This is a genomic window from Streptomyces solicamelliae (assembly GCF_045348655.1).
GTDB classification, from domain to species: Bacteria; Actinomycetota; Actinomycetes; order Streptomycetales; family Streptomycetaceae; genus Streptomyces; species Streptomyces solicamelliae.
The window spans coordinates 1119280-1146016 of sequence record NZ_CP160404.1 but is presented as its reverse complement, the minus strand read 5'-3'; the positions used below and the strand labels follow the sequence as shown (position 1 = coordinate 1146016).

Sequence of the window (26737 nt, the reverse complement as noted above, 5' to 3'; positions counted from 1 at the left end):
GCCGGACAGACCCGATCCCAGGTACCCTCACCCTGCCCCGACCAGCCACGACCTCAGGAGACACGCGACGATGGCCGACCGGGTCACGGTGATCGGCTGGGACGGATCTCCCCTCACCGCGGCGGCCCGCTCCGCGCTCTCTGCCGCCACGCTGGTGGCCGGTGCCGCGCACCACCTCGCCCTGCCCGAGGTGCCGTCCGGCGCCGAGCGCATCCGCCTCGGCAGCGTCGACCTCGCCGCCCGCCGGATCGCCCAGCACCGCGGCACCGCCGTCGTCCTCGCCGACGGCGACCCCGGCTTCTTCGGCGTCGTCCGCACCCTGCGCGCCCCCGAGCACGGCCTCGAGGTCGAGGTCGTCCCCGCCGTCTCCTCCGTCGCCGCCGCCTTCGCACGGGCCGGCATGCCCTGGGACGACGCCCGCGTCGTCGTCGCCCACCAGCGCACCCTGCGCCGCGCCGTCAACGTCTGCCGCGCCCACCCCAAGGTCGCCGTCCTCACCTCACCCGGCGCCGGACCCGCCGAACTCGCCCTGCTCCTCGACGGGGTCCACCGCACCTTCGTCATCTGCGAGGAACTCGGCACCGAACGGGAACAGGTCACCGTCCTCACCTCCGACAAGGCCGCCGACCACGTCTGGCGCGACCCCAACGTGGTCATCGTCATCGGCGGCGGCGGCGCCCCGCCCGGCACCGGCTGGCTGATGGGTCACGACACCCCCGCCGTACGCGACTGGGTCCTCCCGGCCGCCGAGTACGCCGGCGAGGCGGACGCGGGCCCCGCCACGGACGACGACGCCGCCGGCGAGTCCCCGGCCCTGCGCGCCGCGCAGCTCGCCCGCCTCGGCCCCCGCGTCGGCGACCTCGTCTGGGACATCGGCAGCGGAGCCGGAGCGCTCGCCGTGGAGGCCGCCCGGTTCGGCGCCGCCGTCATCGCCGTCGACGCCGACCCGGCCGCCTGCGCCCGCGTCGAGGCCGCCGCCCGCCGCCACCACGTCCAGCTCCAGGCCGTGACCGGCCGCGCCCCGCACGTACTGGAACGGCTGCCCGAACCCGACGTCGTACGCGTCGGAGCGGGCGGCGCCGCTGTGGTCGCCGCCTGCGCCGACCGCCGCCCGGAGCGCATCGTCGCCCACGCCTCCACCCGCGACGACGCCGAGGCCATCGGCAAGGCCCTGGCGGACGGCGGATACGACGTCGAGTGCGTCCTGCTCCAGTCCGTCGAACTCGACGCGGGGGACTGGTCGGAGCGCGAGCGCTCGGTCGTGTTCCTGCTGTCCGGACGCCGGATCGACCGCGCCCCGTGATCCCGGGCGCACCGTGCGCCAGGTAGGCTGACCGACCGTTGTACCGAAACCCAGGCTTCCGGCGTTTGATTCACCAATGTCCGGAAAAGGTGGCCCGATTGGGTCGCTCCTGTGATACGGCTCAACAGGGGGACGCGCGACGTGGCGCAGTCCACAGCGCACCGTGGCGGATCTCCCTGCCACGATGGCCGAAGGCCGCGAGAATGCTTGGTGTTCGCGCGCCGTTCGTGCCGCGCGGCGCGCTTGCTCGTTCTTGTCGACGGGCGAAGGTCTGAAGGAGCACAACCGATGGGCGAGGGGTACGCATGACGGACACCGGCCAGGTCCCGGGCGAGGGACTGCCGGAGAACGCAGGCATGGTGGAGCAGCCGGGCATCCCCGCACCGGGCGCGTACACCTTCCTGGACCCCTCCGGGAGCACCGCCGAGGACGACGAGATCCTCCTCATGCCGGGCGCGCAGGGCGCGTGGAGCGAGCACCAGCCGGGCGTCGTGCCCGCGCCGCCGGTCGCCGTCCCCGCGCCGATGATGGGCGACCCGCTGACGGACCCGCTGCCCGACCCCCTCACTGACCCGCTGCCGCTCGACCCGCAGGCCGCGTACGGCGCCGTCGGCGCGCACGAGGCCGCGGGCCGCGACTCGGGCGCGCTCGACCTCGGTGCCGTACGGGCCGCCGCGCCCGCCTCCGCCGCGCCGACGCCGCCGCCGGCGCGCCGGCCGCTCCACATGGGCCCGCCCGCCCCGGACAGCACCGGCGGCGTGGTCCGCTCGCTGTCCGACCGCGGCGCCGCCGGTGCCGCGCAGCCGCCCCCCGCGCCGATGCCGGCCCGCACCCAGGGCCCGCCGACCACCGGCCTCGAGTACCTGGACGTGCCGCGCGACGAGGCGGCCCCGCTGCCCGGCCCGCGCCTCGGCGACCTGCCCCAGGGCGCGGTCCCGTGGACGCCGGAGGCCGTCGCCCCGCAGGAGCCGCAGCCGGTCGCCGTGGCGGCGCCGGTGCCCGCGCCCGCGTCCGCAGAAACGGTCGTGCCGCCGCAGGGCGGTGAGCCCGTTCCGGCGGCCCGGTTCGTCCAGGTCGAGGGCCAGGTCCCGACGACCCCGCACCTCGCCCCGACGCCGGCCGAGCCGGAGGGTACGGGGGAGGTGCCGGTACCGGCGGAGCCGGTGGCGGTCGCCCCGGAGCCGGTCGTCTCCGAACCGGTCGTGGTGGAGCCCGTGGTGGCCGCCGCGGAGCCGATCGCGGCTGAGCCGATCGTTGTCGAGCCGGTGGCCGCGGAGCCCGTCGCCGCGGAGCCCGTCGTGGCCGAGCAGGTCGCCGCCGAGCCCGCCGCGGTGGAGCCGGTCGTCGTCGAGCCCGTCGTCGTTGCGGAGCCTCAGCAGGCCGAGCCGGTCGCGGAGCCCGCCGTCGAGGCCCAGCAGGCCCCGGAGCCGGAGCCGGCCGTCGTGACCGAGCCCGTCGTGGTCGTCGTCCCCGAGCAGACAGCCGAGCAGACGGCCGAGCAGCCCGTCGAGGAGGCCGTCGCGCCGGAGCCGGTGGTCGTCGTCGCACCGCAGGCCCCCGAGGCGGAGGCTCCCGTACCGGCCGAGCAGGTCGTGGAGCCCGTCGCCGAGCAGACCGAGGCCCCCGAGATCATCGAGGCGCCTGAGGCCGTGGATACGGCGGAGCCCGTCGCCGAGACCGAGACCGAGACCGAGGACGCGGCCGAGGTCGCCGCCGTGGTCGAGACCCCGGCCGAAGAGCAGCAGGAGCCGCAGGAGCCCGCCCAGGACGAGGCCCCGGCCACCGCTGCGGCCCCCGGTTACGACGAGGCCGAGCGCGAGGCCGTGCTGCGCGTGATGCGCGAGCGCCGCGACATCCGCAACGGCTTCCGCAGCGACCCGATCCCGCACGAGGTGCTGCTGCGCGTCCTGGAGGCCGCGCACACCGCGCCCAGCGTGGGCCACTCCCAGCCGTGGGACTTCGTGGTCATCCGCTCCGCGGAGACGCGCCGGTCGATGCACGAACTGGCCACGCGGCAGCGCGAGGCGTACGCCAAGTCGCTGCCCAAGGGCCGGGCGAAGCAGTTCAAGGAACTGAAGATCGAGGCGATCCTCGACACCCCGGTCAACATCGTCGTGACCGCCGACCCGACGCGGGGCGGCCGCCACACGCTGGGCCGTCACACCCAGCCGCAGATGGCCCCGTACTCGTCGGCGCTCGCGGTCGAGAACCTGTGGCTCGCGGCGCGGGCCGAGGGCCTGGGCGTGGGCTGGGTGAGCTTCTTCGACGAGCGCGAGATGGTGCGGGCGCTCGGTCTGCCGGAGCACCTGGAGGTCGTCGCGTACCTGTGCGTCGGGTACGTGGACGAGTTCCCTGAGGAGCCGGAGCTGATGCAGGCGGGCTGGTCGAAGCGCCGTCCGCTGTCGTGGGTCGTCCACGAGGAGACGTACGGCCGCCGGGCGCTGCCCGGCGAGGAGCCGCACGACCTGCTCCAGGAGACCGTCGCGAACATCCGCCCGCTGGACGCCAAGGCGCTCGGCGAGGCGTGGGAGCGGCAGAAGCGGATGACGAAGCCCGCCGGGGCGCTGGGCATGCTGGAGATCATCTCCGCGCAGCTGTCCGGGCTCTCCCGGATGTGCCCGCCGCCGGTCCCGGAGCCCGCCGCGGTCGCGATCTTCGCCGGCGACCACGGGGTGCACGCCCAGGGCGTCACCGCGTGGCCGCAGGAGGTCACCGGCCAGATGGTCGCGAACTTCCTCGGCGGGGGAGCGGTCTGCAACGCGTTCGCCAACCAGGTCGGCGCCGAGGTCTGCGTCATCGACGTGGGTGTGGCCTCCGACCTGCCCGCGACGCCTGGCCTGCTGCCGCGCAAGGTCCGCCCGGGCACCGGCGACTTCACGACCGGCCTCGCGATGACCCGCGAGGAGGTCCTGGCGGCGATCGAGGTGGGCATCGAGACGGCCCGCGACCTCGTCGCGGCGGGCAACCGGGCCCTGCTGACCGGTGAGATGGGCATCGCGAACACCACCGCGTCGGCCGCGCTGATCTCCGTCTACACGGGCGTCGACCCGACGGAGGTCACCGGCCGCGGCACCGGCATCAACGACGAGATGCACGCCCGCAAGGTCGACGTGGTCCGGCGGGCGCTCGACCTCCACAAGCCGGACCCGGCGGACCCGATCGGCGTCCTGGCGGCGGTCGGCGGCCTGGAGCACGCGGCGCTGGTGGGCCTGATCCTGGGCGGCGCGTCGCTGCGCACGCCGGTGGTCCTGGACGGCGTCTCGACCGGCGCGGCCGCGCTGGTCGCCCGGGCGATCGCCCCGGAGGCCCTGGCGGCCTGCATCGCGGGCCACCGCAGCGCGGAGCCCGGCCACGTGGCGGCCCTGAACAAGCTGGGCCTGCGCCCCCTGGTCGACCTCGACCTGCGCCTCGGCGAAGGCACCGGCGCCCTCCTGGCCCTGCCGATCGTCCAGAGCGCGGCCCGGGCGATGCACGAGGTGGCGACGTTCGACTCCGCGGGCGTCACGGAGAAGTAGGGACCGGACGCCGCGCCCCCCTCGTCGGGGGCGCGGCGTTCGTCCGAGACCCGCCGGCGCCCGTCCGGCGTGGACGGGATCAGGGTCACAGCGTCGGTACCGCCGGTCACCGATATCGTGGGCGGAGGGCCCCGCACCCCGCCCCACCAGCCGCTTCACCGCCGCAGCGGCCCGCACGCACCGCTACGCCATCAGGAGCCGCACCGCCATGACCGAGACCGTGCCGCACGCCGCGTTCCCCGCCTACCCCGTCGGACTCCGTCTCGCCGGTCGCCGCGTCGTCGTCATCGGCGGCGGACAGGTCGCGCAGCGCCGCCTCCCGGCCCTCGTCGCCGCCGGCGCGGACATCACCCTGATCTCCCCCTCCGCCACCCCCTCCGTCGAGGCCATGGCCGAGGCCGGCGAGATCACCTGGACCCGGCGCCGCTACCAGGACGGCGACCTCGCCGACACCTGGTACGCCCTCGTCGCCACCGGAGACCCCGCCGCGAACGCCGCGGTCTCCGCCGAGGCCGAGCGCACCCGCACCTGGTGCGTCCGCTCCGACGACGCCGCGGCGGCCACCGCCTGGACCCCGGCGACCGGCCACAGCGAGGGCGTGACCGTCGCCGTCCTCACCGGCCACGACCCGCGCCGCTCCGCCGCCGTGCGGGACGCGATCGTGGAGGGCCTGCGCGACGGCTCCCTGGCCGCGCCGGCGCACCGCTCCCGCACCCCCTTCGTCGCCCTCGTCGGCGGCGGCCCGGGGGACCCGGACCTGATCACCGTCCGCGGCCGCCGGCTCCTCGCCGAGGCCGACGTCGTCATCGCGGACCGCCTCGGCCCGCGCGACCTGCTCAGCGAACTGCCCCCGCACGTCGAGGTGATCGACGCGGCGAAGATCCCGTACGGCCGCTTCATGGCCCAGGAGGCCATCAACAACGCGCTCATCGAGCACGCGAAGGCCGGCAAGTCCGTGGTCCGTCTCAAGGGCGGCGACCCGTTCGTCTTCGGCCGCGGCATGGAGGAGGCCCAGGCGCTGGCCGCCGAGGGCATCGCCTGCACGGTCGTGCCGGGCATCTCCAGCTCGATCTCCGTGCCCGGCGCGGCCGGCATCCCGGTCACCCACCGGGGCGTGGCGCACGAGTTCACCGTCGTCAGCGGCCATGTCGCCCCCGACGACCCGCGTTCCCTCGTCGACTGGGCGTCGCTGGCCAAGCTCACCGGCACCCTCGTGATCCTCATGGGCGTCGACAAGATCGGGAAGATCGCCGAGGCACTCGTGGCCCACGGCAAGGCCCCCGAGACCCCGCTGGCCCTGATCCAGGAGGGCACCACGGCCACCCAGCGCCGGGTCGACGCCACGCTCGCCACGGTCGCCGAGACCGTGCGGGCCGAGGACGTCCGCCCGCCCGCCGTGATCGTGATCGGCGACGTGGTCGGCGAGAGCCCCGACAAGCTCGTCAAGTGACCGTCACCGCCGTACGTCACCCGTCGAATGACGGTCACCGCCGTACGTAACCAGGGGTAACCCGCCCCACCGCACACATTGGCACCACCCCCCGGACAAGGCAGTATCGACCCGTGGCAGATCTCATCACCGTCGACGACCCCGACGACCCCCGCCTGCGCGACTACACCGGCCTCACCGACGTCGAGCTGCGCCGCCGGCGCGAGCCCGCCGAGGGCCTGTTCATCGCCGAGGGCGAGAAGGTGATCCGGCGCGCCAAGCAGGCCGGGTACGAGATGCGGTCGATGCTGCTGTCCGCGAAGTGGGTCGACGTCATGCGCGACGTCATCGACGAGGTCCCGGCCCCCGTGTACGCGGTGCAGCCGGACCTCGCCGAGCGGGTCACCGGCTACCACGTGCACCGCGGCGCGCTCGCCTCCATGCAGCGCAAGCCGCTGCCGAGCGCGGAGGAACTGCTCCGCACCGCCCGGCGGGTCGTCGTCATGGAGTCCGTCAACGACCACACCAACATCGGCGCGATCTTCCGCAGCGCCGCCGCGCTCGGCATGGACGCGGTCCTGCTCTCCCCGGACTGTGCGGACCCGCTGTACCGCCGCTCCGTGAAGGTCTCCATGGGCGCGGTCTTCTCCGTCCCGTACGCCCGCCTCGACTCCTGGCCCAAGGGCCTGGAGGCGGTCCGCGAGGCGGGCTTCAAGCTGCTCGCCCTCACCCCGGCCGAGCGCGCCGCGTCCATCGACGAGGCGGCCCCGCACCGACTGGAGCGCGTCGCGCTGATGCTGGGCGCGGAGGGCGACGGCCTGTCCCGGCAGGCGCTGATGGCCGCCGACGAGTGGGTCCGGATCCCGATGGCCCACGGTGTGGACTCCCTCAACGTGGGTGCGGCCGCCGCCGTCGCGTTCTACGCGGTGGCCACAGGTCGCCCGCAGGACTGACGCAAGCGCGGGGCGAGGCGCGGCGGACCCACGGTTCCGGCCGCGTCCCTCCGGGCCCGCCATGGCCGGAATCCTTCGTTCCGCTGCCGGTCCGGCACTCGACCGGCGGGCGCGATTCCGTGCGTTCGCAGCGGCACCGCGCGCCCTTTCGAGCTGATGAATCGTCACATGCCTTTGCTGGGGCCCGACTTGAAGGGGCGTGTGGCGCGGTGGTGTGCGCCGGGCGCACACGTGACGCGATGGCTCGAATGTCGTTGTTCACGCGGCTAAACCCCGCGTTTCGCAAGATCACTGCATAGAGGTAAACACCCCGGTCTCGTGGCGCGAGCCGGGGTTTTCGACGGCTACTGTTCCCGAGGATCTGGATGGATTCCCAGGGATTGTGTCGTTTTTTCCTCTTTTCTCAAGGAGCTCTCGCGCCATGACCGTCGAGACCGGCCCGGACACTCAAGTAGAGCCGCCGCGGCCGCAGTCCAGCCTCAGCACCGCGGCTGCCCGGAACCTCGCCACCACCACCAAGTCCGCCCCGCAGATGCAGGAGATCACCTCCCGGTGGCTGCTGCGGATGCTCCCCTGGGTGGAGACCAAGGGCGGCGCCTACCGGGTGAACCGCCGGCTGAGCTACACCGTCGGTGACGGAGTCATCGAGTTCGTCCAGGACGGCGCCACCGTCCGGGTCATCCCCCGGGAACTCGGTGAACTCGCCCTGCTGCGCGGCTTCGAGGACGAGGAGGTGCTGCGCACCCTGGCCGACCGGTGCGTCCAGCGCGACTTCCGCGCGGGCGAGGTCCTCGTCGAGCGCGGTGCGCCCGCCGACCAGATCCACCTCGTCGCGCACGGCCGCATCAGCCAGACCTCGATCGGCAAGTACGGCGACGAGGTAGCCGTCGCGGTCCTCGCCGACGGCGACCGGTTCGGTGAGAACGCCCTCCTGGACGCCGACGCCAGGTGGGACTACACCGCGACCGCCGAGACGCCGGGCACCCTGCTCACCCTCTCCCGCGCGGACTTCGCCTCCGTGCTCGACGCGGCGCCCAGCCTCCAGGAGCACATCCACACGTTCAGCTCGCTGCCCGAGCAGCGGCAGAACCGCCACGGCGAGGCCGAGATCGCCATGTCGGCCGGCCACGTGGGCGAGCACGAACTCCCCGGCGCCTTCGTCGACTACGAGCTCAAGCCGCGCGAGTACGAGCTCTCGGTCGCCCAGACCGTGCTCAAGGTCCACACCCGGGTCGCCGACCTCTACAACGGCCCGATGAACCAGACCGAGGAACAGCTCCGGCTCACGATCGAGGCGCTGCGCGAGCGCCAGGAGCACGAGCTGATCAACAACCGCGAGTTCGGTCTGCTGCACAACGCCGACTTCAAGCAGCGCATCCAGACCCACTCCGGCCCGCCCACCCCGGACGACCTCGACGAGCTGCTCTGCCGCCGGCGCGGCACCAAGCTCTTCCTCGCCCACCCGAAGACCATCGCCGCGATCGGGCGCGGGTTCAACGCCCAGGGCCTCTACCCGGACCACGTCGACCTCGGCGGACAGTCGGTCCCGGCCTGGCGCGGCGTGCCGATCCTGCCCTGCAACAAGATCCCGATCAGCAAGGAGCAGACCAGCTCGATCATCGCCATGCGTACCGGCGAGAACAACCAGGGCGTCATCGGTCTGCACCAGACCGGCCTGCCCGAGGAGTACGAGCCGGGCCTCTCGGTGCGCTTCATGGGCATCAGCGAGCAGGCGATCATCTCGTACCTGGTCACCACCTACTACTCCGCCGCGATCCTCGTGCCCGACGCGCTCGGCGTGCTGGAGAACGTGCAGATCGCCCGCAGGCGCGACTAGAGCCCCCGGGCCCGTGCGGGCGAAGGCCGCGCCGGCCCGAGCCGTCCGGGCCGTGAGTGACCCCCGACCCGTCCGAGCAAGGAGCCACGGATGCCCGACTCCGGGCTTTCTCCCGGGCAGCCGAGCCTGCCCGACCCGCCCGTCACCCCGCCGCCGCTGCCCGGCCCGCCCACCCTGCCGTTCCCGCCCGCGGGTGCGGCGGGGGCCGGCACGGCGGCCGCGCCCGCGGGCGTCGCCGACATCCCCGTACCTGTCACCCCGGAGCCGGGATGGATCCCGCGCGGGCCCAGCGGCCTGGGCACCGCGAGCCTCTCCCTGGCACGGCACCCGGAGGGCGCGCTGGAGGCACCGGCCCCCACCGCCCCGGCGGAGGGGCCCGCGATCCCGGGCCTGTACCACCACCCGGTCGCCGAGCCCGACCCCGTGCGGGTCGAGGAGGTCAGCCTCCGGATCAAGGCCTGGGCGGTCGACGAGGTCCAGGCGTTCCCGCCGGAGTGGGAGGACCAGTTCGACGGCTTCTCCGTCGGGCGCTACATGGTCGCCTGCCACCCGGACGCCCCGACCGTCGACCATCTGATGGCCGCCACCCGGCTGATGGTCGCCGAGAACGCGGTCGACGACTGCTACTGCGAGGACCACGGCGGCTCGCCGATCGGGCTCGGCAGCCGGCTGCTGCTCGCCCACACGGCGCTCGACCCGCTGCACACGACGGCCGAGTACGCGCCGGACTGGGCGGAGTCGCTGCACTCCGACGCCCCGCGGCGGGCCTACCGCTCCGCCATGGAGTACTTCGTCGAGCTGGCCACGCCGTCCCAGTCCGACCGCTACCGGCACGACATGGCCCGGCTGCACCTGGGGTACCTCGCCGAGGCGGCGTGGGCCGAGACCGAGCACGTACCCGAGGTGTGGGAGTACCTGGCGATGCGCCAGTTCAACAACTTCCGCCCCTGTCCCACCATCACCGACACCGTCGGCGGCTACGAACTGCCGGCGGATCTGCACGCGTCGCCCGCCATGCAGCGGGTGATCGCCCTGGCCGGGAACGCGACCACCATCGTCAACGACCTCTACTCCTACACCAAGGAGCAGAGGAGCCCCGGCCTGCACCTGAACCTGCCGGTCGTGATCGCCGAACGCGAGGGCCTCTCCGAGCAGGACGCCTATCTGAAGGCGGTCGAGGTCCACAACGACCTCATGCGCACCTTCGAGGCCGAGGCCGCCGAACTGGCCGCCGCCTGCCCCGTCCCGACCGTGCTGCGCTTCCTCAAGGGCGTGGCCGCCTGGGTCGACGGCAACCACTACTGGCACCGCACCAACACGTACCGCTACAGCCTGCCTAGTTTCTGGTAAGAACGGACCTTTATCTGTGACCAGCACCGAGTTCACCACCGCCGACGCCACCTCGACGTTCGTCCCTGCGCCCGCGACGCCCTACCAGGGGGACATCGCCCGCTACTGGAACAACGAGGCCAGGCCGGTGAACCTCCGCCTCGGCGACGTCGACGGGCTCTACCACCACCACTACGGCATCGGCGCCGTCGACCACGCCTCCCTCGGCACCCCCGAGGACAGCGAGTACGAGAAGAAGCTGATCGCCGAACTGCACCGGCTCGAGTCGGCCCAGGCCGAGGTCCTGCTCGACCACCTCGGCCCGATCGGCCCCGACGACACCCTCATGGATGCCGGCTGCGGCCGCGGCGGCTCCATGGTCATGGCCCACCAGCGCTTCGGCTGCAAGGTCGAGGGCGTCACCCTCTCCGCCAAGCAGGCCGACTTCGCCAACCGGCGTGCCGGGGAGCTCGACATCGAGAACCACGTGCACGCCCGGGTCTGCAACATGCTCGACACCCCCTTCGAGACCGGGCAGATGGCCGGCTCGTGGAACAACGAGTCGAGCATGTACGTCGACCTGCACGACCTGATGGCCGAGCACTCCCGGGTCCTCGCGACCGGCGGCCGCTACGTCACCATCACCGGTTGCTGGAACCCGAAGTACGGCCAGCCGTCGAAGTGGGTCTCCCAGATCAACGCCCACTTCGAGTGCAACATCCACTCCCGCCGCGAGTACCTGCGCGCCATGGCCGACAACCGCCTGGTGCCGAACGCGGTCGTGGACCTGACTGCGGCGACCCTGCCCTACTGGGAGCTGCGCGCCACGTCGTCGCTGGTCACCGGCATCGAGGAGGCGTTCATCGAGTCGTACAAGGACGGCTCCTTCCAGTACTTGCTCATCGCGGCCGACCGCGTCTGACGCATCGCGCCCGGCGCACCGCCCGCCCGTCGGCCGACTCCGTGCCCGGCGGGCGGGCGCACGCGTGCAGGGCCCGTCCGCCGGACAGACGCCTGCGGGTCGAGCGGCAGCCCGGGCGGCCTCAGCCCTGCAGGGCCTGCAGCGCCGTGATGCCCAGTGCCACGAGCAGCGTCACCACCACGAACACCACCAGCCGCTGCCGCAGCAGCCGCGGGTTCGCGGGGCGCCGGCCCGTCGAGGTCGAGCGCCCGCCCGGCCGGGAACCCGTCGGACGGCCGCCGCCGGTCCTGGCCGCGCCCTGCGGCCGGCCGCCGCCGCCCGTGCGCGCCCCGCCCGCACGGGACGAGGGACCCTTCCGCCCCGCGCCGCCGCCGGCGCTGCCGTTCGTGCCGAGCGTCGCCCGCTCCGTGTACCGCTCGGTGGGCCGGACCGTCGCCCGCGCCTGCTCCGGCCGCTCCCGCTGCGCCGGCGGACGCGCGTCCGGCAGCCCCTGGGCCTCCCGCGCCGCGATCTCCTTCAGCCGCATGGACAGCTGCAGGGTGCTCGGGCGCTCCTCCGGGTCCTTCGCGAGGCAGGCCCGCACCAGCGGCGCGAGCGCGTCCGGGACACCGTGCAGCTGTGGCTCCTCGTGCACGACGCGGTAGAGCATGACCTCCGAACTGCCGTGCCCGAAGGGCGAGTCGCCCATCGCCGCGTACGCCAGCGTGGCCCCCAGCGAGAACACGTCCGTCCCCGGGGTGACCGCCGCGCCGCGCACCTGCTCGGGGGCGAGGAAGCCGGGGGAGCCGACCGCGGTCCCGACGTGCGTCAGCGTGCTCGCGCCGGTCGCCCAGGCGATGCCGAAGTCGATGATCCGCGGACCCTTGGGGGAGAGCAGGATGTTCGACGGCTTCAGGTCCCGGTGCACCACCCCGGCCTCGTGGACCGCGACCAGGCCCTCCGAGAGCGCCGCGCCGATCGCCGCGACGTCCGCGGCCCGCAGCGGGCCCTCCTCCGCGACGCGGTCGTGCAGCGAGGGCCCGGGTACGTACTGGGTCGCGAACCAGGGGCGGTCCGCCTCGAGGTCCGCCGCGACCAGGCGGGCGGTGCAGCCGCCCCGGATCCGCCGCGCGGCGGACACCTCGCGGGCGAAGCGCGAGCGGAACTCCTGGTCCTCCGCCAGATCCGGCCGGATCACCTTCAGGGCCACGCGCTGTCCGCGCCGGTCGGAGCCGAGATAGACGACGCCCATCCCGCCCGCGCCGAGACGCCGGTGGAGCCGGAACGACCCGACGATCCGCGGATCCTCGCGCCGGAGCCGCATCATCGCCATGTCCGTCCCCTGGTCGTCCGTTCTGACGTGGCACAGCTTACGTACCGCCGCCCCGGCGCGCTCATAGGCCGCGCCCTCACGGCCCGATCGATTGTCAGTGCCCGGGGCGCGAATTGAGGGGTGGTCAGGGGGCGGCCGCACGCCGGCCCCCGACTCCTGCACGTTCCCAATGGCGCGTCGCAGAAGGGGGGTTGGATCGATGAAGGGTGACTGGGTGGAGATCGTCGTGGACGCGGGGGACACGACGCGCACGTACGAAGTGGTGGCAAGCCGGGCAGCCCGCAGGGTGGAGACGGCGGTCCGCCGGGGGGTGGTCGAAGTGAGCGAAGTCACGCTTGGGGGCACCTCCCGGGCGGAGCCCGGGGGAGGGGCGGTGGTCAGGACCGCGCGCTTCATGGCGAACCGGGTGCTCGCGCTGGTGGAGCAGCCCGCGCCCCGGGTGGCCGACGGCGAGGGCGGAGGTCCCGGCGCGGCGGCCTGAGCGGCCCGGACGAGGCCGTGGCCGGGGGCGTACGCGGGGGGCGCGCGTCCCGCGTGCGGCGCCTCCCCTCCGGGAAGACCCGCAGCCCGGAGGAGGCGTCCTCCACCCAGGGGAGTACACCGCGAGGGGTGGGCTCATCCTCCGGGAGGCCCGGAAGCCGGTACGCCGGCATGACGCCGCGGGCACCCCGCGTCCCTACTGTTGAAGACAAGCGGCGGGTGGTGCACTCGTCCCCCGAGGTCAGACACCCGCCGCTGTCGGACATGACAGGAGAGGACCCATGGCGCACACGGCATCCCGCACGATGACCCGTACCGAGGGACGCCGCCACCCCCTGGTGGCGACCGCCATGGTCCTCCCGCTCGCGGCCCTGCTCGTCGTCGTCTTCGGCGGCTGGGAAGCGGTGGTCACACAGGCGTCGTCCGTGGGCGTGATGCTGGGGCGCTGAGCGGCGCCCCGGACCCGGGTGAGCGGCCCGGGTCGGGGACATCCGGCCACCAACCCCGTGGGGACGGGGGTGCGGCGGACGACAGCGTTTGGCCGGTCAGCTGGGGAGCTGACCGGCCATCGCGCTTTTCGGGGAGGTACGAGGCCGCGGCGTCGGACGGGCGGCGGCCGCGCCTGCGCGGCGGACCGGCGGCGGCGCACCCGCGCACGGCGGACCGGGCCCGCATGCCGCCCGTGCGCCGTGCACGGGCCGAGCCCGCCTGCGGCACCCGCGCGCGGCCGATGGCCTCGACGAGCCGTCCGTCCGACGCCCGCCGGGCAGGGGAGACGCACGGCGCCTGCCGGCCGCGGGGCCGCACATCCCGCCCGGCACGCGTGCGCGGGCCGACTGCTCCGAGCCGTCCGCCCGTCTGTCCTTCCGCCGGCGGCAGGGGTGTTCGTCCCGCGTACGCTGCTCTCCATGGTCGAACGCAGCACCCTCGTCGTGCGTGAGCTTCGGCGGCTCGCTCAGGTCGCCGCGCATCTTCCCGCGCCGCGTGACGCCTGTGCGGACTGCGGTGGGGCAGGCGATGCGGACGTGCTGGCCGACCGGGCCGACGGGACCGTCGTGCGGCACGGGGCGGTCGTCGCCAAGGCGCACGCGGCGGACGCCGACCCGGGAGGGCACGCCGCGCGGGTGGCCGTGGCCGCCGATCCCGCGCTACGGGGGATCCTGCTGCCGCCGCTCCCGCTGCCGGACGCCGCCGTCGAGGGGCGGCGGGTCAGCGCGTGGCCGTACGGGGTCCCCGTCGACCCGGAGGACCCGGACGCCGCGCCCTGGGCCGAGACCGCACGCCTCCTCGCCCGGCTGCACCGCACCCCGCCGCCCGCCGGGCCCCTGCCCCCGCACCGCGGTCCCGCCAAGGCCGCCCGGGCCGTCGCCCGGCTCCTGGCCGGGCCCCCACGGCCCGCCGCCGCGCCCGTACTGCGCGCCTGGGCCGGGCTGCCGCCCTGGGCCCGCGACGAGGCGGCCCCGCCCCGTGCGGACATCCTCTGCCACGGCGACCTGCACCTGGGCCAGCTCGTCCGCCACCCCGCCCCCGACGGCCCCTGGCTGCTGATAGACGTCGACGACCTGGGCCTGGGCGACCCCGCCTGGGACCTGGCACGCCCCGCCGCCTGGTACGCCGCCGGGATCCTGCCCCCGGACATCTGGTCGGCCTTCCTCGCCGCGTACCGCGCGGCCGGCGGCCCCGCCGTCCCCGCCGACGGCGACCCGTGGCCGCAACTCGACGTCCCGGCACGGGCCCTGACCGTGCAGACCGCGGCGCTGGCCCTGGTGAAGAGCGCCGCGGAGGACCGCCCGCTCGACGAGGTGGAGCGGCTGATGCTCGACGCCTGCGCCCGAATCGCGTCCGTCCGAACCGACTTGGGCGAACCTGCGTCATCGTAGGGTGAGCACATCATCCGAACGGCGAGGAGTTGAGCCGAGCATGCAGTGTCCCAAGTGCCATGCCCCGATGCACACGTACAACCGCAGCGGCGTGCAGATCGAGCAGTGCAGCGGCTGCCGGGGGATCTTCCTGGACTACGGCGAGCTGGAGGCCTTGACCCGTCTCGAGTCGCAGTGGGGCCAGCAGGCGCCGCCGCCCGCCGCCCCGCCGGCCGCGCCCGCCTGGGGCGCCCCGCAGCAGGTGCACCACCACCATCACGGCGGACACCACCATCAGCGCGGCTTCGGCCGGATGCTGTTCTCGTCCTGAGCGGACGAACGACGGAGCCCCCGGCCGCTCGAGGCGGCCGGGGGCTCCGGTGGTGGTGCGCGATACTGGGATTGAACCAGTGACCTCTTCCGTGTCAGGGAAGCGCTCTCCCGCTGAGCTAATCGCGCGGGAACGGCATGAAGCCGCAGGTGAAGCAAGTGGTACATAGTGCTGCGTGCGCGATACTGGGATTGAACCAGTGACCTCTTCCGTGTCAGGGAAGCGCTCTCCCGCTGAGCTAATCGCGCGGGGACCCTTGCGGGTCAGTGGACGATACTGGGATTGAACCAGTGACCTCTTCCGTGTCAGGGAAGCGCTCTCCCGCTGAGCTAATCGTCCTTGGAGGTGGAGACGGGATTTGAACCCGTGTAGACGGCTTTGCAGGCCGTTGCCTCGCCTCTCGGCCACTCCACCAGGAGTGATTCAGGGGGTTCGGGAAGATCCCCCACATCGAGCGGACGACGAGATTCGAACTCGCGACCCTCACCTTGGCAAGGTGATGCTCTACCAACTGAGCCACGTCCGCTTGTCGTTTCCGTTCCGCTTGCGCGTCCCGGCGACGTGTTGAACTCTAGCGGATTCCGGGCCCAGTACAAAAACGCGTTTCCGCAGCGTGCTGACGTGTGGCCTGACCTGTGGCCGAGCCGCCGCCGATCCGCGTGCGCCGCAGGTTCACTCCGGGTGGCCGCCCGGTCGCTCCGGCACGCCCCCGCGCGAGCCCCCACCTAGACTCGAGCCGTGCACGACCTCGCTCCCCTGGCCCGCTTCGGCGGCCTCGTCGCGACCGACCTCCGGGACGTCACCCACGACCCCGAGGCGCTCGACTCCGCCGGCTTCTGGGCCGTCGCGGCCGACTTCGACGGCAGGCTCACCTGCGCCCGCTTCGCAGACGTCCGCGCGGCCCCGGTCCCCGCGCCCCGCCCGGGCGCCTGGCACGGACCGGCCCCCGACACCTGGACCTCCTCCCTGGACCGGGCCGCCTACACCGAGGGCGTCCGCCGGGTCCGCGAGCACATCGCGCGCGGCGAGGTCTATCAGGCGAACCTCTGCCGGGTGCTCTCCGCGCCGCTGCCCGACCCGGACGCCGCCGACGTCGACGCGCTCACCGCACTGCTCGCCCGCGGCAACCCCGCCCCGTACGCCGGAACGATCCGCCTGCCCGGGCACGGTGTGGAGATCGCCACCGCCTCGCCCGAGCTGTTCCTGCGCCGCGAGGGCGCGCGGATCTCCTCCGGCCCCATCAAGGGCACCGGCCGCACCGCCGCCGACCTGCTCCCCAAGGACCACGCCGAGAACGTGATGATCGTCGACCTGGTCCGCAACGACCTGGGGCGCGTCTGCGAGACCGGCACCGTCACCGTCCCCGCCCTGTGCGCGGTCGAGGAGCACCCCGGCCTCGTCCATCTGGTCTCCACCGTCAGCGGACTGCTGCGCGAGGACGCCGGCTGGAGCGACGTCCTGGCGGCGACGTTCCCGCCCGGCTCGGTCACCGGCGCACCCAAGTCCAGCGCGCTGCGGATCATCGAGTCCCTGGAGACCGCGCCCCGCGGCCCGTACTGCGGCGGCATCGGCTGGGTGGACGCCGACGCCGACACCGCGCAGCTCGCCGTCGGCATACGCACCTTCTGGGTCGACCGCGACGAGCCCGGCGGCCCCGTCCTGCGCTTCGGCACCGGCGCCGGCATCACCTGGGGCTCCGATCCCGAGCGCGAGTGGGACGAGACCGAACTCAAGGCCTCCCGGCTGCTCGCGGTAGCGTCGGGCGCGTACGAGGCGAGCGAAAGGGCCATCTCTCTTTGAACGCGATCAACGCGGCGAACGCGATGAAGCTGTGGGTCAACGGCGCACTGCACGACGAGGCCGACGCCCGGTTCTCCGTCCTGGACCACGGGCTGACCGTGGGCGACGGCGTCTTCGAGACGGTCAAGGCCGTGCGCGGCGACACCTTCGCGCTCACCCTGCACCTGGAGCGGCTCACCCGCTCCGCCCGGGGCCTCGGCCTGCCGGACCCCGACCACGACGAGATCCGCCGGGCCTGCGCCGCCGTCCTGGAGGCGAACCCGGTGGAGCTCGGCCGGCTCCGCATCACCTACACCGGCGGGGTCTCGCCCCTCGGCTCCGAGCGCGGCGAGGCCGGCCCCGGCCTGGTCGTGGCCCTCGGCGCGACCCAGCGCCGCCCGGACACCACCGCGGTGGTCACCGTCCCGTGGACCCGCAACGAGCGCGGCGCACTGGTGGGCCTGAAGACCACGTCGTACGCGGAGAACGTCGTCGCCCTCGCCCGGGCGCACGCCGCCGGCGCCTCCGAGGCGCTGTTCGCGAACACGCGGGACCGGCTCTGCGAGGGCACCGGTTCCAATGTGTTCGTCGTCCTCGGCGGCCGCGTCCACACCCCTCCGGTCGCCTCGGGCTGCCTCGCCGGCATCACCCGGGCGCTCGCGATCGAGTGGACCGGCGCGGAGGAGACCGATCTTCCGATGGACGTCCTGGACGAGGCCGACGAGGTCTTCCTGACCTCCACGCTGCGTGATGTCCAGGGTGTGCACCGGATCGACGGCCGTGAGCCGGCCGGCGCACCCGGCCCGGTGACCGCCAAGGCCATGCGCGTCTTCGAGGAGCGGGCCGCGGCCGACACGGACCCCCGGCTGTAGGCGTTTCCCCGACAACCCGGCGAAACCAGGTGACGTCCGGCCGCGGGGCAGGTAGAACACCCGTGATGACCACCACCCTTCGGCCGACAGGGCCGCTCCAGACGGCCGCCGACGGCCACCGGTCCCGCGCCTACGAGGTGTGCGTGAACAGCCGGCCGGTCGGCGCCGTCCGGCTGGCCACCGACCCGGCGTTCGGCCCGAAGGCGGGCGTGATCGAGAGCCTGCGGATCGACGAGGCGGACCGGCGGCGCGGCCGGGGCACCGTCGCGGCGCTCGCCGCGGAAGAGGTGCTGCGCGGCTGGGGCTGCACCCAGGTGCACGTCTCCGTCCCCGCCGAGGCCGAGCTCGCGCAGCGGATGGCCCGGATGCTCGGCTACGCCGAGGTCAGCCGCAACATGCTCAAGGAACTCACCGGCCCGCCGCCCGCGCTCCCCGACGGCGTCGAGGCGCGGTCGATGACCGAGGTCGAGTACGTGGCGTGGGAGGCCGCCGGCCGGCGGGCCTTCGCGGAGAGCTGGAGCGCCCGCGGCATCCCCGCCGACCAGGCCCGCGCGAAGGCCGAGGCGAGCCACCGCGAACTGCTCCCCGAGGGGCTCGCCAGCCCCGGAGTGGCGGTCCAGGTGGTCACGAGCGGCGGGGCCGTCGTCGGCCACGTCTGGACCGGGCGGCGCAAGCTGGCCCCGGGCGTGCAGGGCGGGTACGTGTACGACGTGGAGGTCGCCCCCGCGCACCGGGGCCACGGCTACGGCCGCGCCCTGATGCTCCTCGCCGAACGCACCGTCGCCGAGTCCGGCACCCGGCTCCTCGGCCTCCATGTCTTCGCCGACAACACCCCGGCCCTCCGCCTCTACTCCTCGCTCGGCTACCGCACCACGCACATCAACAGCAGCAAGGTCCTGCTGTAGGGGAGGGCGGCGGGGAAGGCAGGGGCCGGTGTCGCTCCTGCCCTTGCTCTCGCGGCGCTCAGCCCTGCGCGAGCAGGCGGTCCGCGATCTCCTCGATCCGGGCGCGCAGGCCCTCCTGGCTCTTGCCGCCGTCCAGGCGCTCGCCGCCGATCACGTACGTCGGGGTGCCGGTGACCTTGATCGCCTGGCCCTCCGCCTGGTCGGCGTCGACCACGAGCAGATGCCGGCCGTCGATCAGCGCCGTGTCGAACTCCTCGGCGTCCAGGCCGAGTTCACGGGCCACCTCGAGCAGCACCGGCTCGCCCCGCTCGGCCAGGTCCGAGGTCCTGGCCAGGAGCGCCTCCGCGTACGGCCAGCCCTGACCCTGCTCGGCTGCCTCCTCCGCCGCCTGCGCGGCCGCGTACGCGTGCTTGTTCTTCGGCAGCGGGAAGTGCCGCAGCACCACGTCCAGCCGCTCGCCGTACTTCTCGCGCAGCGCGTGCACGTCGTCGAGGGCGCTCGTGCAGTCGGGGCACTGGAGGTCGAACCAGGTCTCCAGGACGACGGGGGCGGCGGCGTTGCCGGTGGTGGAGTCGCTCATGGGGCCAGTCTTCCAGCCCGCCGCGGCGCCTCCCAACCGGGACCTGGGGAGGAGGCCGCCCCGGAGATCTCCCGGAGATCCGGCCCGGTGCGGCCGCCGTCGTGGCCGCGGACGGCCGTGACGGTGCAGGATGGAAGGGACGTAACGCCCAGCGCCCCGCCAGGAGGACCGGATGCTTGCCGAGACAGTCTGTTCCGCGGTGGCCGCGGCCGGCCTGGGCATCGCCGCGATCACGGCGTACCGCAAGCGGTTCCTCGCCGCGACGAGGATCGCCGCGTACGCGCTGGTGCCGCTCGGTCTGGTGATGACCGGGGCCGTGCAGTGGCTCGCCGACACCGCCTTCAGCCCCGTCGCCTGGGCCGGCTTCGGCGTCCTCGGCGTGGCCTGGGTGCTGTTCATGACCTCCCGCACCGTGGAGCGACGCCGCGGCGGCACCGCCGGCATCGAGGAGGAGCCCAAGGGACGGAAGCGGGCCGCCGAGCCGTCCGCGTCCGCACCCGCGCTCGGTCAGGGCAAGCGGGGTGCGACCCCGAAGCCGGAGACCGGCGCCCCGGCCGACGACTTCAGCGACATCGAGGCGATTCTGAAGAAGCACGGGATCTGACCCGAAGGATCTGAACCAGAGGATCCGACCCACGGGATTTCCTCCCGTATCCCCGCTCCCCGCGCCCCCGTGAACCCGGGGGCGCCGATCCACGGGATCCGGTGAACTGCCGCGGTCGTGGGGCGTGTTGCTGGATCTCCCGGGCCGGCCCTGCGCCATGATCGCCCCCGAGATGCTGGAAACCTCGCGGGATCGAGCCCCCGCCCCCACAGAGGAGCCGCGCGGCTGTCTGTTCGCGCTCTCCCAGCCGCCGCTGATGATCTTCCTCGCGGTGATCGGCTGCCTGCTCCTGATGGCCTCCGTGCACGACCTCTTCCTGCTGTGACGGCGCTCCGGGGCCGTCAGCCGGCCGCTTCCTTCCGGCGCGCCCGGTACGCGGCCACATGCAGACGGTTGCCGCAGGTCCGGCTGTCGCAGTAGCGGCGCGAGCGGTTGCGGGACAGGTCGACGAAGGCGCGCCCGCAGTCCGGGGCCTCGCAGCGGCGCAGCCGTTCCTGCTCCCCGTTGACGACGATGAACGCGAGCGCCATGCCGCAGTCCGCGGCCAGGTGGTCGGCGACGGACGCGCCCGGCGCGAAGTAGTGCACGTGCCAGTCGTAGCCGTCGTGGTCGGTGAGCTGCGGCGTCGTGCCCGCGGCCGCCACCAGCTGGTTGATCAGCGCCGCCGCCACCCGCGAGTCGGGCGCGGAGAACACCGCGGCGAAGCGGCTGCGCACCTCGCGCAGGGAGGCGAGGTCGTCGGCGCCGAGCTCGCCGACGTCGCTGATCTTGTGGTCCCGCACGAACGTGTGGAGTCCCGCGAGGTCCACCAGCGCGTCGCCCCGCTCGCCCTCGGCGGCGGTGTTCATCAGATCGACGACGGCGTCGAGGGCGATTCTGGTGTCGTGGGGGATCAGCACGTTCCGCTCCCTGGCCGGCTGCGGGCGGGCGCCCGCCGAATTCCGCTGACTCTAGCGGCTTCCGTCCGTCCTGCCCGGAGTGGGCGGGAACGGGGCCGAAAGCGTGCGGTCCGCGGACAGGCGTCCGGGGGCCGGGACGTCGGCGCCCGCACCACGTCGATGCGCGGTGCGGGCGCCGATCCCTGCCGTATGCGGTTGTCCGCGCGACGCCGTCTCCCCGAGTCGGACGGCGTCGTGCGGCTCTCGGCCTGGCTGTCAGCCGGTCAGCTGTCGGCCAGGATGTGCGAGAGCTCCGTGTCGAGGTCGAAATGGCGGTGTTCGGTGCCCGGCGGCACCGCGGCGTCGGTCCGCTTCAGGAACGACTCCAGGGCGCGCGCGGGGGCTTCGAGCAGGGCCTCGCCCTCGGGAGAGCTCAGCGCGATGCAGACGACGCCCTGACCGTGGCTGCGGGACGGCCAGACACGGACGTCGCCGGTACCGGTGGGCCGGTGCAGGCCCTCGGCGAGAAGGTCGCGGGCGAAGACCCACTCGACCGTCTCTTCGGCTCCGGTGTGGAAGGTGGCGTGCACGGCATAGGGATCGGCCGTGTCATACCGCAGGCCCGCCGGTACAGGCAGTGAGGACTCGCTCGACACAACGAGGCGCAGGTGCAGCTCGCAGCTGACCGTGGTGTTCATAAGCGCCAGGGCCTTTCGCTCAGTGTGCGCTCGGGGATTCGCACGTCGGCGAAATCGACATGCCACCTACGGTGCCGTTGTAAACCCCTCTGTCTGTTTTGTGATCGTTCAGGTCGCCCGGACGGCGGTGTATGTCGTCCGGACATGACGCCGTTCCGGTGATCCGCGCCGGTCCGGTAAGTTGGGGCCATGAATGCGGAGAGTGACGAGCGGCGCGCGGGGGCCGCCGGGCCCGCTGAGACGGGGGAGACGGTGGAGACCACCGAGACTGCCGAGACCGAGGCAGGGACCACCGAGACCGCAGAGACCGCCGAGACCGGGGAGAGGCCCCTCGGGTCACGGGCGCCGGAGTTCATCAAGGCGCGGCGGACGCTGCACATGAGCTGGCAGGTCGGCGTGTTCATCGTCGGTCTGGCCGTGGTGGTGGGCGGCGTGATCATGCTGCCGCTGCCCGGCCCCGGCTGGCTGGTGATCTTCGGTGGCATGGCGATCTGGGCGACCGAGTTCGTCTGGGCACAGCTCGTCCTGCGCTGGACCAAGCTCAAGGTGACCGAGGCGGCCCAGAAGGCCCTGGACCCGAGGGTGCGGCGGCGGAACATCATCCTGACCACCATCGGCCTCGTGATCATCGGGGTGCTGCTGGGGATCTACCTCTGGAAGTTCGGCTTCGTGATGCCGTGGCGGATCGACCAGTGACGACCCCGTGAGGACCTGGTCAGAGGGGCCCGCTGACATGGGGTAATGTTTGCGGTGCGCCCGGGCGATTAGCTCAGTGGGAGAGCGCTTCGTTCACACCGAAGAGGTCACTGGTTCGAACCCAGTATCGCCCACCACCCGGACCGAGGGCCCGGAGACTCGATGAGTCTCCGGGCCCTCGGCGTTGCCGGGCCCGCCCGGCCGGTCAGTGCATCCGGCCCAGCTTCTCGCGCAGTCGGCGCGCGTCGCGCAGCCGCTGCTCGTACGTCGCACCGACCGCGAGGAGCAGCAGACCGGCCAGCGCCGGCGGCAGCCAGCGGGGCAGCGCGCCGACCACCTGCACCACGTACGGCGCCAGCTCGTGCAGCGCCACCAGGGCCAGCACCGTGCCGCCCAGGACCAGCGGGGCCTGCAGCCGGTACCGGGCGCCGAGCAGCGTCACCGCGAGCGCCCCGACGCCGAGCAGCAGCGGGCGGCCCCAGGACGCGTCGCTCCAGGCCGCGATCAGGCTCGGCACCAGCGTCGCCGAGAGGCCCGGCCCGTACGCCGTCCAGGACGACGCCTCCGGATCCCTGTGCCGCCGCAGTACGCCGACGGCCAGCGCCGGGAGCGTCACCGGTAGCGTGTACGCCTCCGGCGTCGTCACGTCCGAGGCGGCGAGCCGTACCCAGGTCGCCAGGACGAAGAGCACCGCGGCGGTCCAGCCGGCCGTGCGCCCGCCCTCCGGACGTACCGCGGCCACGGCCGCGGCGAGCACGCCGCACAGCGCCAGTACGAGTGCCAGGGAGGCCGGGCGGCCCGCCGCCAGACCGATCGCGAGCAGCGCGACGGCGGCGCCGGACAGCTCGACCGGCAGCGCCAGCGGGTGGCGGCGCAGCCGGGCGCCCACGCCGACGGCGGCGGTGGGCACCACCAGCAGCCAGACCGCCGTGCGCGGGTCGTCGAGCTGGGCGGCCCGCGCCCCCGCGAGGACCAGTCCGCCCGCGGCGGCGACGGCCAGGCAGGCCGCCGTGGCGCGCACGCGGCGCTCACCGAGCGCCGCGACCCCCGCGAACAGCGCGAGCAGGATCCCGAGCGAGGTGAACGTCCCCGCCCGTGTGTCCAGCCCGCTCAGCACCGCCCCGAGCGCGGACGCCAGGGCGGCCCCGAACCCGCACCAGGCCAGCGCCGCCGCCGGAGCCACGGTCGCCCGAGCGGCCGCGGGTATCCGGGCGCCTGCCCACCCGGGCCAGGTCGGCGGCCCGAACGCACCGGCGGGAGCCGCACCGGCCGCGGGGCCGAAGCCCCCGTCCGGGGTCGCGCCCGCCGCGGGCCCGAACGCGCCCTCCGGCGCCGTACCGGCCGGCGGGGTCCCGCCCGGGGTGAGGCCCTGCTGGCCCGTCATGCCGGGCTCGCTGCCGGGGGACGTGCCGCTCGCCGGGGTCTGACCCTGCGGGCCGGTCATGCCGGGCGTGGTGCCCGGCGCCGTTCCGGCTGCCGGGCGGTAACCGCCCCCGGCGGCCTCGCCCTGCGCGGCCGCGGGGCCGTCGCCGACCGCCGGCGCCGCGGCAGGCTCCGGCAGGTCGCCGGTGAGCCACTGCGGGCGGCAGGCCAGGGCGGCGCCCGCCGCGGCCGTCGCCAGGAGCACCGTCAGGCGCAGGGAGTGGCTCAGGTCCAGGGACACCGGCAGCGACAGGACCGTCGTCCACGCAAGCAGGACCGCCGCGCAGCGGGCCCAGGTGCGCCGGAGCGGGGCCAGCGCGGCCGTCGCCGCCAGCAGGACCAGCGGGGCCGTCGCCGGGTACTCCGGGAGCGCCGGCATGTCCGGGCCCGACCACACCGGCGTCGTACGGACCGCCGAGTCCAGGAGCAGCGCCGCCGCCGGCGGCACCGCCCACAGCACGCCCAGGCCCAGCACGCCCGCGCCCGTCCCGAGCGCGCCCTGCTTCACCGGGCGGGGCAGCCCCGTGCGCAGCACCGCCGCGAGGGCGAGCCCGCAGGCCACGTACCCCGGCACGATCCACGCCTCCGGCAGCGCCGACCGCAGGACACCGCCCACCGCGGCGACCGCGGCGAGCGCCGCGACCACGGCGCCGAACACCGTCACCGCCGACGTGCGCCACCCGAAGAACAGGGCGAGCGCGCCGCCCGCGACCAGCAGCCCCACCGCCGGCACCGGGTCCGTCAGCGAGAACCAGCCGCCGGTCAGCAGCGCCCACGAGCCCGTCGCGCACAGCCCCACGGCCGCCGTGACCCGCACCGACCGCGGCTTCCCCCACAGCAGCAGCGCCGCGTCCGCGGCCGCCGTCGCCAGCATCGCCCAGCCCAGGGCGTATGCGCCCGCGTCCGCCGCCACCGCGGCCAGCGGCAGCGGCAGTTGGGCCGCGACCACCGCCACCGGCAGCGGGATCCGCAGCCGGCCGCCGAGCGCCGCTCCGTACGCCGCCCACGCGCCGGCCAGGACCGCCGTGGCGCCCGCCGTGTACGCCACGCCGTCCGTGCCGGGAAGGGCCACGCGGTGCAGCGCGTACGCGTCGAGGACCGTCAGGACCAGGCCCAGGGCGCCGACCGACTCCGCCGTCGAGACCAGGCCGCGGCGCAGCAGCACCACCGGCGCGGCCAGCGCCGCCGAGGTCACCAGACCGAGCACCGCGGCCCGGCCGCCGATGCCCATCGAACCCCAGCTGACCAGGGTGAACGCGATCGCGGCGATCGTCAGCAGCACCCCGCCCAGGGTGAGCAGCACGTTCTGGGCGCTGGGCGGTGTGGTGTCCGCGACGGGACGCGGAGCCGCGGGACCCCAGGCGGGCGTCGGTGCGGCCTGCGGGACCGCGGCGGCTCGCAGCACCTGCAGCAGCCAGGCCCGGCGGGCCAGCAACTGGGACCGTCGGGCATCGAGTTGGGCCAGCTCGCGGTCGACGAGCACCAGCTCGTCGGCGGGCGGCAGAACATTCTCCATGAGGCGGAGTGTGGCCCGCCGCACCCGCCCGCGGAATGCGTCGGGGTACTCAGATCCGCGCCTGAGTACGTGGGAGTACGTACACACTGGGGTCATGGACTGGTGCCGCTACCGCTTCCGCAGTGTCTGGCAGCTCGCCGCCCCCCCGGACGCCGTCTACGCCGTGCTGGAACGGGCCGAGGAGTACCCGCGCTGGTGGCCGCAGGTCCGCGAGGTCACCCCGGTCGACGAGGCCACCGGCACCGCGCGCTTCCGCTCCTTCCTGCCGTACGAGCTCGTCGTCACCGCCGTCGCCCGCCGCCGCGAGCCCGAGTCCGGGATCCTGGAGATCGGCATGAGCGGCGACCTCGACGGCTGGGCCCGCTGGACGCTCACCGCGCACGACGGCGGCACGCGTGCCGTGTACGAGCAGGAGGTCGAGGTCCGCAGCCGGCTGATGCGCGCGTTCGCCGTGCCCGGCCGGCCGGTGTTCCGGGCCAACCACGCGCTGATGATGCGGGGCGGACGGCGCGGCCTCGCCGCCCACCTGCGGTCCGGCTGAGGGAGCCCGCCCAATGAGTTTGAACCAACCGCCGCAGGGCCTGTATGGTTCAACCCGTTCCCGGGCGATTAGCTCAGCGGGAGAGCACTTCGTTCACACCGAAGGGGTCACTGGTTCGATCCCAGTATCGCCCACCGGGAAAGGCCGGTCCGTCACAGACGGACCGGCCTTCTTCGTTCCCGGACGCGTCGGCCTCACGCGTCCGCCTCACGCCGCCGCCGCGATCTCCGGCCGCAGCGGCCACGCCGGATCGACCGCCTCCGGCGTCCCGTTCCGGGTGAACCACGCCTGCAGGCCCCGGGCCTGCGCCGCGTGCCACACCGCCTGACGGGTGTGCAGCTCCGCCGGTGTCAGCCGGTCGAGCCGCGACGCGAACCGCCGCGCCACCGCCCGTACGACGTCCAGCGCCGCGACCGCGTCCGCCGCCGCGTCGTGCGCCCCGGTCAGTTCCACGTCGTACTCCGCGCAGAGGTCCGTGAGCGTGCGCCGGCCCTTGCGGTAGCGGTCCAGGTGCTTGTCCAGGACCCGCGGATCGAGCACGCACAGCGGCACGTTCTCCATGTAGCGGGCCAGCGACGAGGCCCGGTGCCGGCGCAGCTCCCGGTCCAGGATCGTCAGGTCGAACGGCGCGTTCATCACCACCAGCGGACGGCCCGCCGCCGACTGCTCGGTCAGCGCCCGGGCCACCTCCTCCATCACCGGAGCCGGCCAGCGGCCGTTGCGCTGGAGGTGATCGTCCGTCAGTCCGTGCACGTCGGTCGCCGCCCGGGGCACCGGAATGCCGGGGTTGACGAGCCATCGGGTGATGCGCGGGCGGCCGCCCGCGGTGTCCTGGACGACGAGGGCGGCGGACACGATCCGGTCCTGCTCGACGTCAACTCCTGTGGTCTCCGTGTCGAATGCGGCCAGGGGGCCCTCGTACCAGTGCATCGTCATCCCCGAACTCCTCCCACCTCGCGGGCAGATGGCGGCAGGT

General features: G+C 74.2%; 24 protein-coding genes and 7 tRNA genes. 20 read left to right on the top strand and 11 right to left on the bottom strand.

The window, feature by feature from the left end; translation table 11 throughout:
• Positions 1-70 precede the first annotated feature (70 nt).
• The 7 genes from cbiE to ABZO31_RS05250 all read left to right on the top strand — a co-directional run bounded on the left by cbiE (position 71) and on the right by ABZO31_RS05250 (position 11288).
• Positions 71-1303, top strand: a complete 1233-nt coding sequence (gene cbiE / locus ABZO31_RS05280) for a precorrin-6y C5,15-methyltransferase (decarboxylating) subunit CbiE (RefSeq protein WP_406859786.1) — start codon at positions 71-73, stop codon at positions 1301-1303.
• Between the two features lie 305 nt (positions 1304-1608).
• Positions 1609-4818, top strand: coding sequence for a nicotinate-nucleotide--dimethylbenzimidazole phosphoribosyltransferase (cobT, locus tag ABZO31_RS05275; protein ID WP_406859784.1), 3210 nt, complete (start codon positions 1609-1611; stop codon positions 4816-4818).
• Positions 4819-5026: 208 nt separating this feature from the next.
• Complete coding sequence (gene cobA / locus ABZO31_RS05270; RefSeq protein ID WP_406859783.1) at positions 5027-6268, top strand: uroporphyrinogen-III C-methyltransferase; 1242 nt, start codon at positions 5027-5029, stop codon at positions 6266-6268.
• Positions 6269-6381: 113 nt separating this feature from the next.
• Positions 6382-7200: a TrmH family RNA methyltransferase gene (locus tag ABZO31_RS05265; RefSeq protein WP_406859782.1), complete on the top strand. Its 819-nt coding sequence runs from the start codon at positions 6382-6384 to the stop codon at positions 7198-7200.
• Positions 7201-7621: 421 nt separating this feature from the next.
• Complete coding sequence (locus ABZO31_RS05260; protein ID WP_406859780.1) at positions 7622-9037, top strand: family 2B encapsulin nanocompartment shell protein; 1416 nt, start codon at positions 7622-7624, stop codon at positions 9035-9037.
• Positions 9038-9127: 90 nt separating this feature from the next.
• Entirely contained in the window at positions 9128-10387 is a 1260-nt protein-coding gene (locus tag ABZO31_RS05255; RefSeq protein ID WP_406859779.1) for a family 2 encapsulin nanocompartment cargo protein terpene cyclase, read from the top strand.
• 16 nt (positions 10388-10403) lie between these two features.
• Positions 10404-11288 (top strand): geranyl diphosphate 2-C-methyltransferase, encoded by an 885-nt coding sequence (locus ABZO31_RS05250; RefSeq protein ID WP_406859777.1) that lies wholly within the window; start codon positions 10404-10406, stop codon positions 11286-11288.
• A 121-nt stretch (positions 11289-11409) separates the two neighbouring features.
• On the opposite strand, the gene ABZO31_RS05245 is transcribed toward ABZO31_RS05250, so the two are convergent.
• Complete coding sequence (locus tag ABZO31_RS05245; protein ID WP_406859776.1) at positions 11410-12600, bottom strand: serine/threonine-protein kinase; 1191 nt, start codon at positions 12598-12600, stop codon at positions 11410-11412.
• A gap of 199 nt (positions 12601-12799) precedes the next feature.
• Between ABZO31_RS05245 and ABZO31_RS05240 the strand changes: the two genes are divergently transcribed.
• From ABZO31_RS05240 to ABZO31_RS05225, 4 genes are all read left to right on the top strand, one after another.
• Positions 12800-13081 (top strand): hypothetical protein, encoded by a 282-nt coding sequence (locus ABZO31_RS05240; RefSeq protein ID WP_406859774.1) that lies wholly within the window; start codon positions 12800-12802, stop codon positions 13079-13081.
• A gap of 280 nt (positions 13082-13361) precedes the next feature.
• On the top strand, positions 13362-13529 hold the full coding sequence (locus ABZO31_RS05235) for a hypothetical protein (RefSeq protein ID WP_406859773.1): 168 nt from the start codon (positions 13362-13364) through the stop codon (positions 13527-13529).
• Positions 13530-13988: 459 nt separating this feature from the next.
• Complete coding sequence (locus ABZO31_RS05230; RefSeq protein ID WP_406859772.1) at positions 13989-14960, top strand: phosphotransferase family protein; 972 nt, start codon at positions 13989-13991, stop codon at positions 14958-14960.
• Positions 14961-15000: 40 nt separating this feature from the next.
• On the top strand, positions 15001-15270 hold the full coding sequence (locus tag ABZO31_RS05225; RefSeq protein WP_406859771.1) for a zf-TFIIB domain-containing protein: 270 nt from the start codon (positions 15001-15003) through the stop codon (positions 15268-15270).
• A gap of 53 nt (positions 15271-15323) precedes the next feature.
• On the opposite strand, the gene ABZO31_RS05220 is transcribed toward ABZO31_RS05225, so the two are convergent.
• From ABZO31_RS05220 to ABZO31_RS05200, 5 genes are all read right to left on the bottom strand, one after another.
• Positions 15324-15398, bottom strand: a tRNA-Val gene (locus ABZO31_RS05220).
• Between the two features lie 48 nt (positions 15399-15446).
• Positions 15447-15518 (bottom strand) — tRNA-Val (locus ABZO31_RS05215).
• Positions 15519-15537: 19 nt separating this feature from the next.
• Positions 15538-15609, bottom strand: a tRNA-Val gene (locus ABZO31_RS05210).
• A 1-nt stretch (position 15610) separates the two neighbouring features.
• Positions 15611-15684: transfer RNA gene (locus ABZO31_RS05205), tRNA-Cys, on the bottom strand.
• A 39-nt stretch (positions 15685-15723) separates the two neighbouring features.
• Positions 15724-15796 (bottom strand) — tRNA-Gly (locus tag ABZO31_RS05200).
• Positions 15797-16008: 212 nt separating this feature from the next.
• On the opposite strand from ABZO31_RS05200, the gene ABZO31_RS05195 reads away from it, so the two are divergent.
• The 3 genes from ABZO31_RS05195 (at position 16009) to ABZO31_RS05185 (ending at position 18826) form a co-directional block, all read left to right on the top strand.
• A complete protein-coding gene (locus ABZO31_RS05195) occupies positions 16009-17070 on the top strand; it encodes a chorismate-binding protein (protein ID WP_406859770.1) in 1062 nt (353 codons plus the stop codon).
• 23 nt (positions 17071-17093) lie between these two features.
• Positions 17094-17921, top strand: coding sequence for an aminotransferase class IV (locus ABZO31_RS05190; RefSeq protein ID WP_406865259.1), 828 nt, complete (start codon positions 17094-17096; stop codon positions 17919-17921).
• A gap of 65 nt (positions 17922-17986) precedes the next feature.
• Positions 17987-18826, top strand: a complete 840-nt coding sequence (locus ABZO31_RS05185) for a GNAT family N-acetyltransferase (RefSeq protein ID WP_406859769.1) — start codon at positions 17987-17989, stop codon at positions 18824-18826.
• 58 nt (positions 18827-18884) lie between these two features.
• On the opposite strand, the gene ABZO31_RS05180 is transcribed toward ABZO31_RS05185, so the two are convergent.
• A complete protein-coding gene (locus tag ABZO31_RS05180; protein ID WP_406859768.1) occupies positions 18885-19406 on the bottom strand; it encodes a DsbA family protein in 522 nt (173 codons plus the stop codon).
• 172 nt (positions 19407-19578) lie between these two features.
• Between ABZO31_RS05180 and ABZO31_RS05175 the strand changes: the two genes are divergently transcribed.
• Both ABZO31_RS05175 and ABZO31_RS05170 read left to right on the top strand, forming a co-directional pair.
• Positions 19579-20010, top strand: coding sequence for a hypothetical protein (locus ABZO31_RS05175; RefSeq protein WP_406859767.1), 432 nt, complete (start codon positions 19579-19581; stop codon positions 20008-20010).
• Positions 20011-20134: 124 nt separating this feature from the next.
• Positions 20135-20335 (top strand): hypothetical protein, encoded by a 201-nt coding sequence (locus ABZO31_RS05170; RefSeq protein WP_406865573.1) that lies wholly within the window; start codon positions 20135-20137, stop codon positions 20333-20335.
• A gap of 16 nt (positions 20336-20351) precedes the next feature.
• On the opposite strand, the gene ABZO31_RS05165 is transcribed toward ABZO31_RS05170, so the two are convergent.
• A complete protein-coding gene (locus ABZO31_RS05165) occupies positions 20352-20909 on the bottom strand; it encodes a CGNR zinc finger domain-containing protein (protein WP_406859766.1) in 558 nt (185 codons plus the stop codon).
• Between the two features lie 263 nt (positions 20910-21172).
• On the bottom strand, positions 21173-21586 hold the full coding sequence (locus ABZO31_RS05160; RefSeq protein ID WP_015032345.1) for an SsgA family sporulation/cell division regulator: 414 nt from the start codon (positions 21584-21586) through the stop codon (positions 21173-21175).
• A gap of 189 nt (positions 21587-21775) precedes the next feature.
• Here ABZO31_RS05160 and ABZO31_RS05155 point away from each other — a divergent pair, with 189 nt between their 5' ends.
• Together ABZO31_RS05155 and ABZO31_RS05150 are read left to right on the top strand one after the other, a co-directional pair.
• Positions 21776-22282 carry a TIGR02611 family protein gene (locus ABZO31_RS05155; RefSeq protein WP_406859765.1) on the top strand — a complete coding sequence of 169 codons (507 nt, stop codon included), beginning with the start codon at positions 21776-21778 and terminating at the stop codon, positions 22280-22282.
• Positions 22283-22344: 62 nt separating this feature from the next.
• Positions 22345-22419: transfer RNA gene (locus ABZO31_RS05150), tRNA-Val, on the top strand.
• Between the two features lie 68 nt (positions 22420-22487).
• Here the strand turns inward: ABZO31_RS05150 and ABZO31_RS05145 are convergent.
• Complete coding sequence (locus tag ABZO31_RS05145) at positions 22488-25220, bottom strand: SCO7613 C-terminal domain-containing membrane protein (protein ID WP_406859764.1); 2733 nt, start codon at positions 25218-25220, stop codon at positions 22488-22490.
• 94 nt (positions 25221-25314) lie between these two features.
• On the opposite strand from ABZO31_RS05145, the gene ABZO31_RS05140 reads away from it, so the two are divergent.
• Entirely contained in the window at positions 25315-25761 is a 447-nt protein-coding gene (locus tag ABZO31_RS05140; RefSeq protein WP_406859763.1) for an SRPBCC family protein, read from the top strand.
• A 62-nt stretch (positions 25762-25823) separates the two neighbouring features.
• Positions 25824-25895 (top strand) — tRNA-Val (locus ABZO31_RS05135).
• 73 nt (positions 25896-25968) lie between these two features.
• Here the strand turns inward: ABZO31_RS05135 and ABZO31_RS05130 are convergent.
• The gene (locus ABZO31_RS05130) at positions 25969-26697 is read right to left on the bottom strand and encodes a 3'-5' exonuclease (RefSeq protein WP_406859762.1); all 729 of its coding nucleotides are present in this window, start codon (positions 26695-26697) and stop codon (positions 25969-25971) included.
• Positions 26698-26737 lie beyond the last annotated feature (40 nt).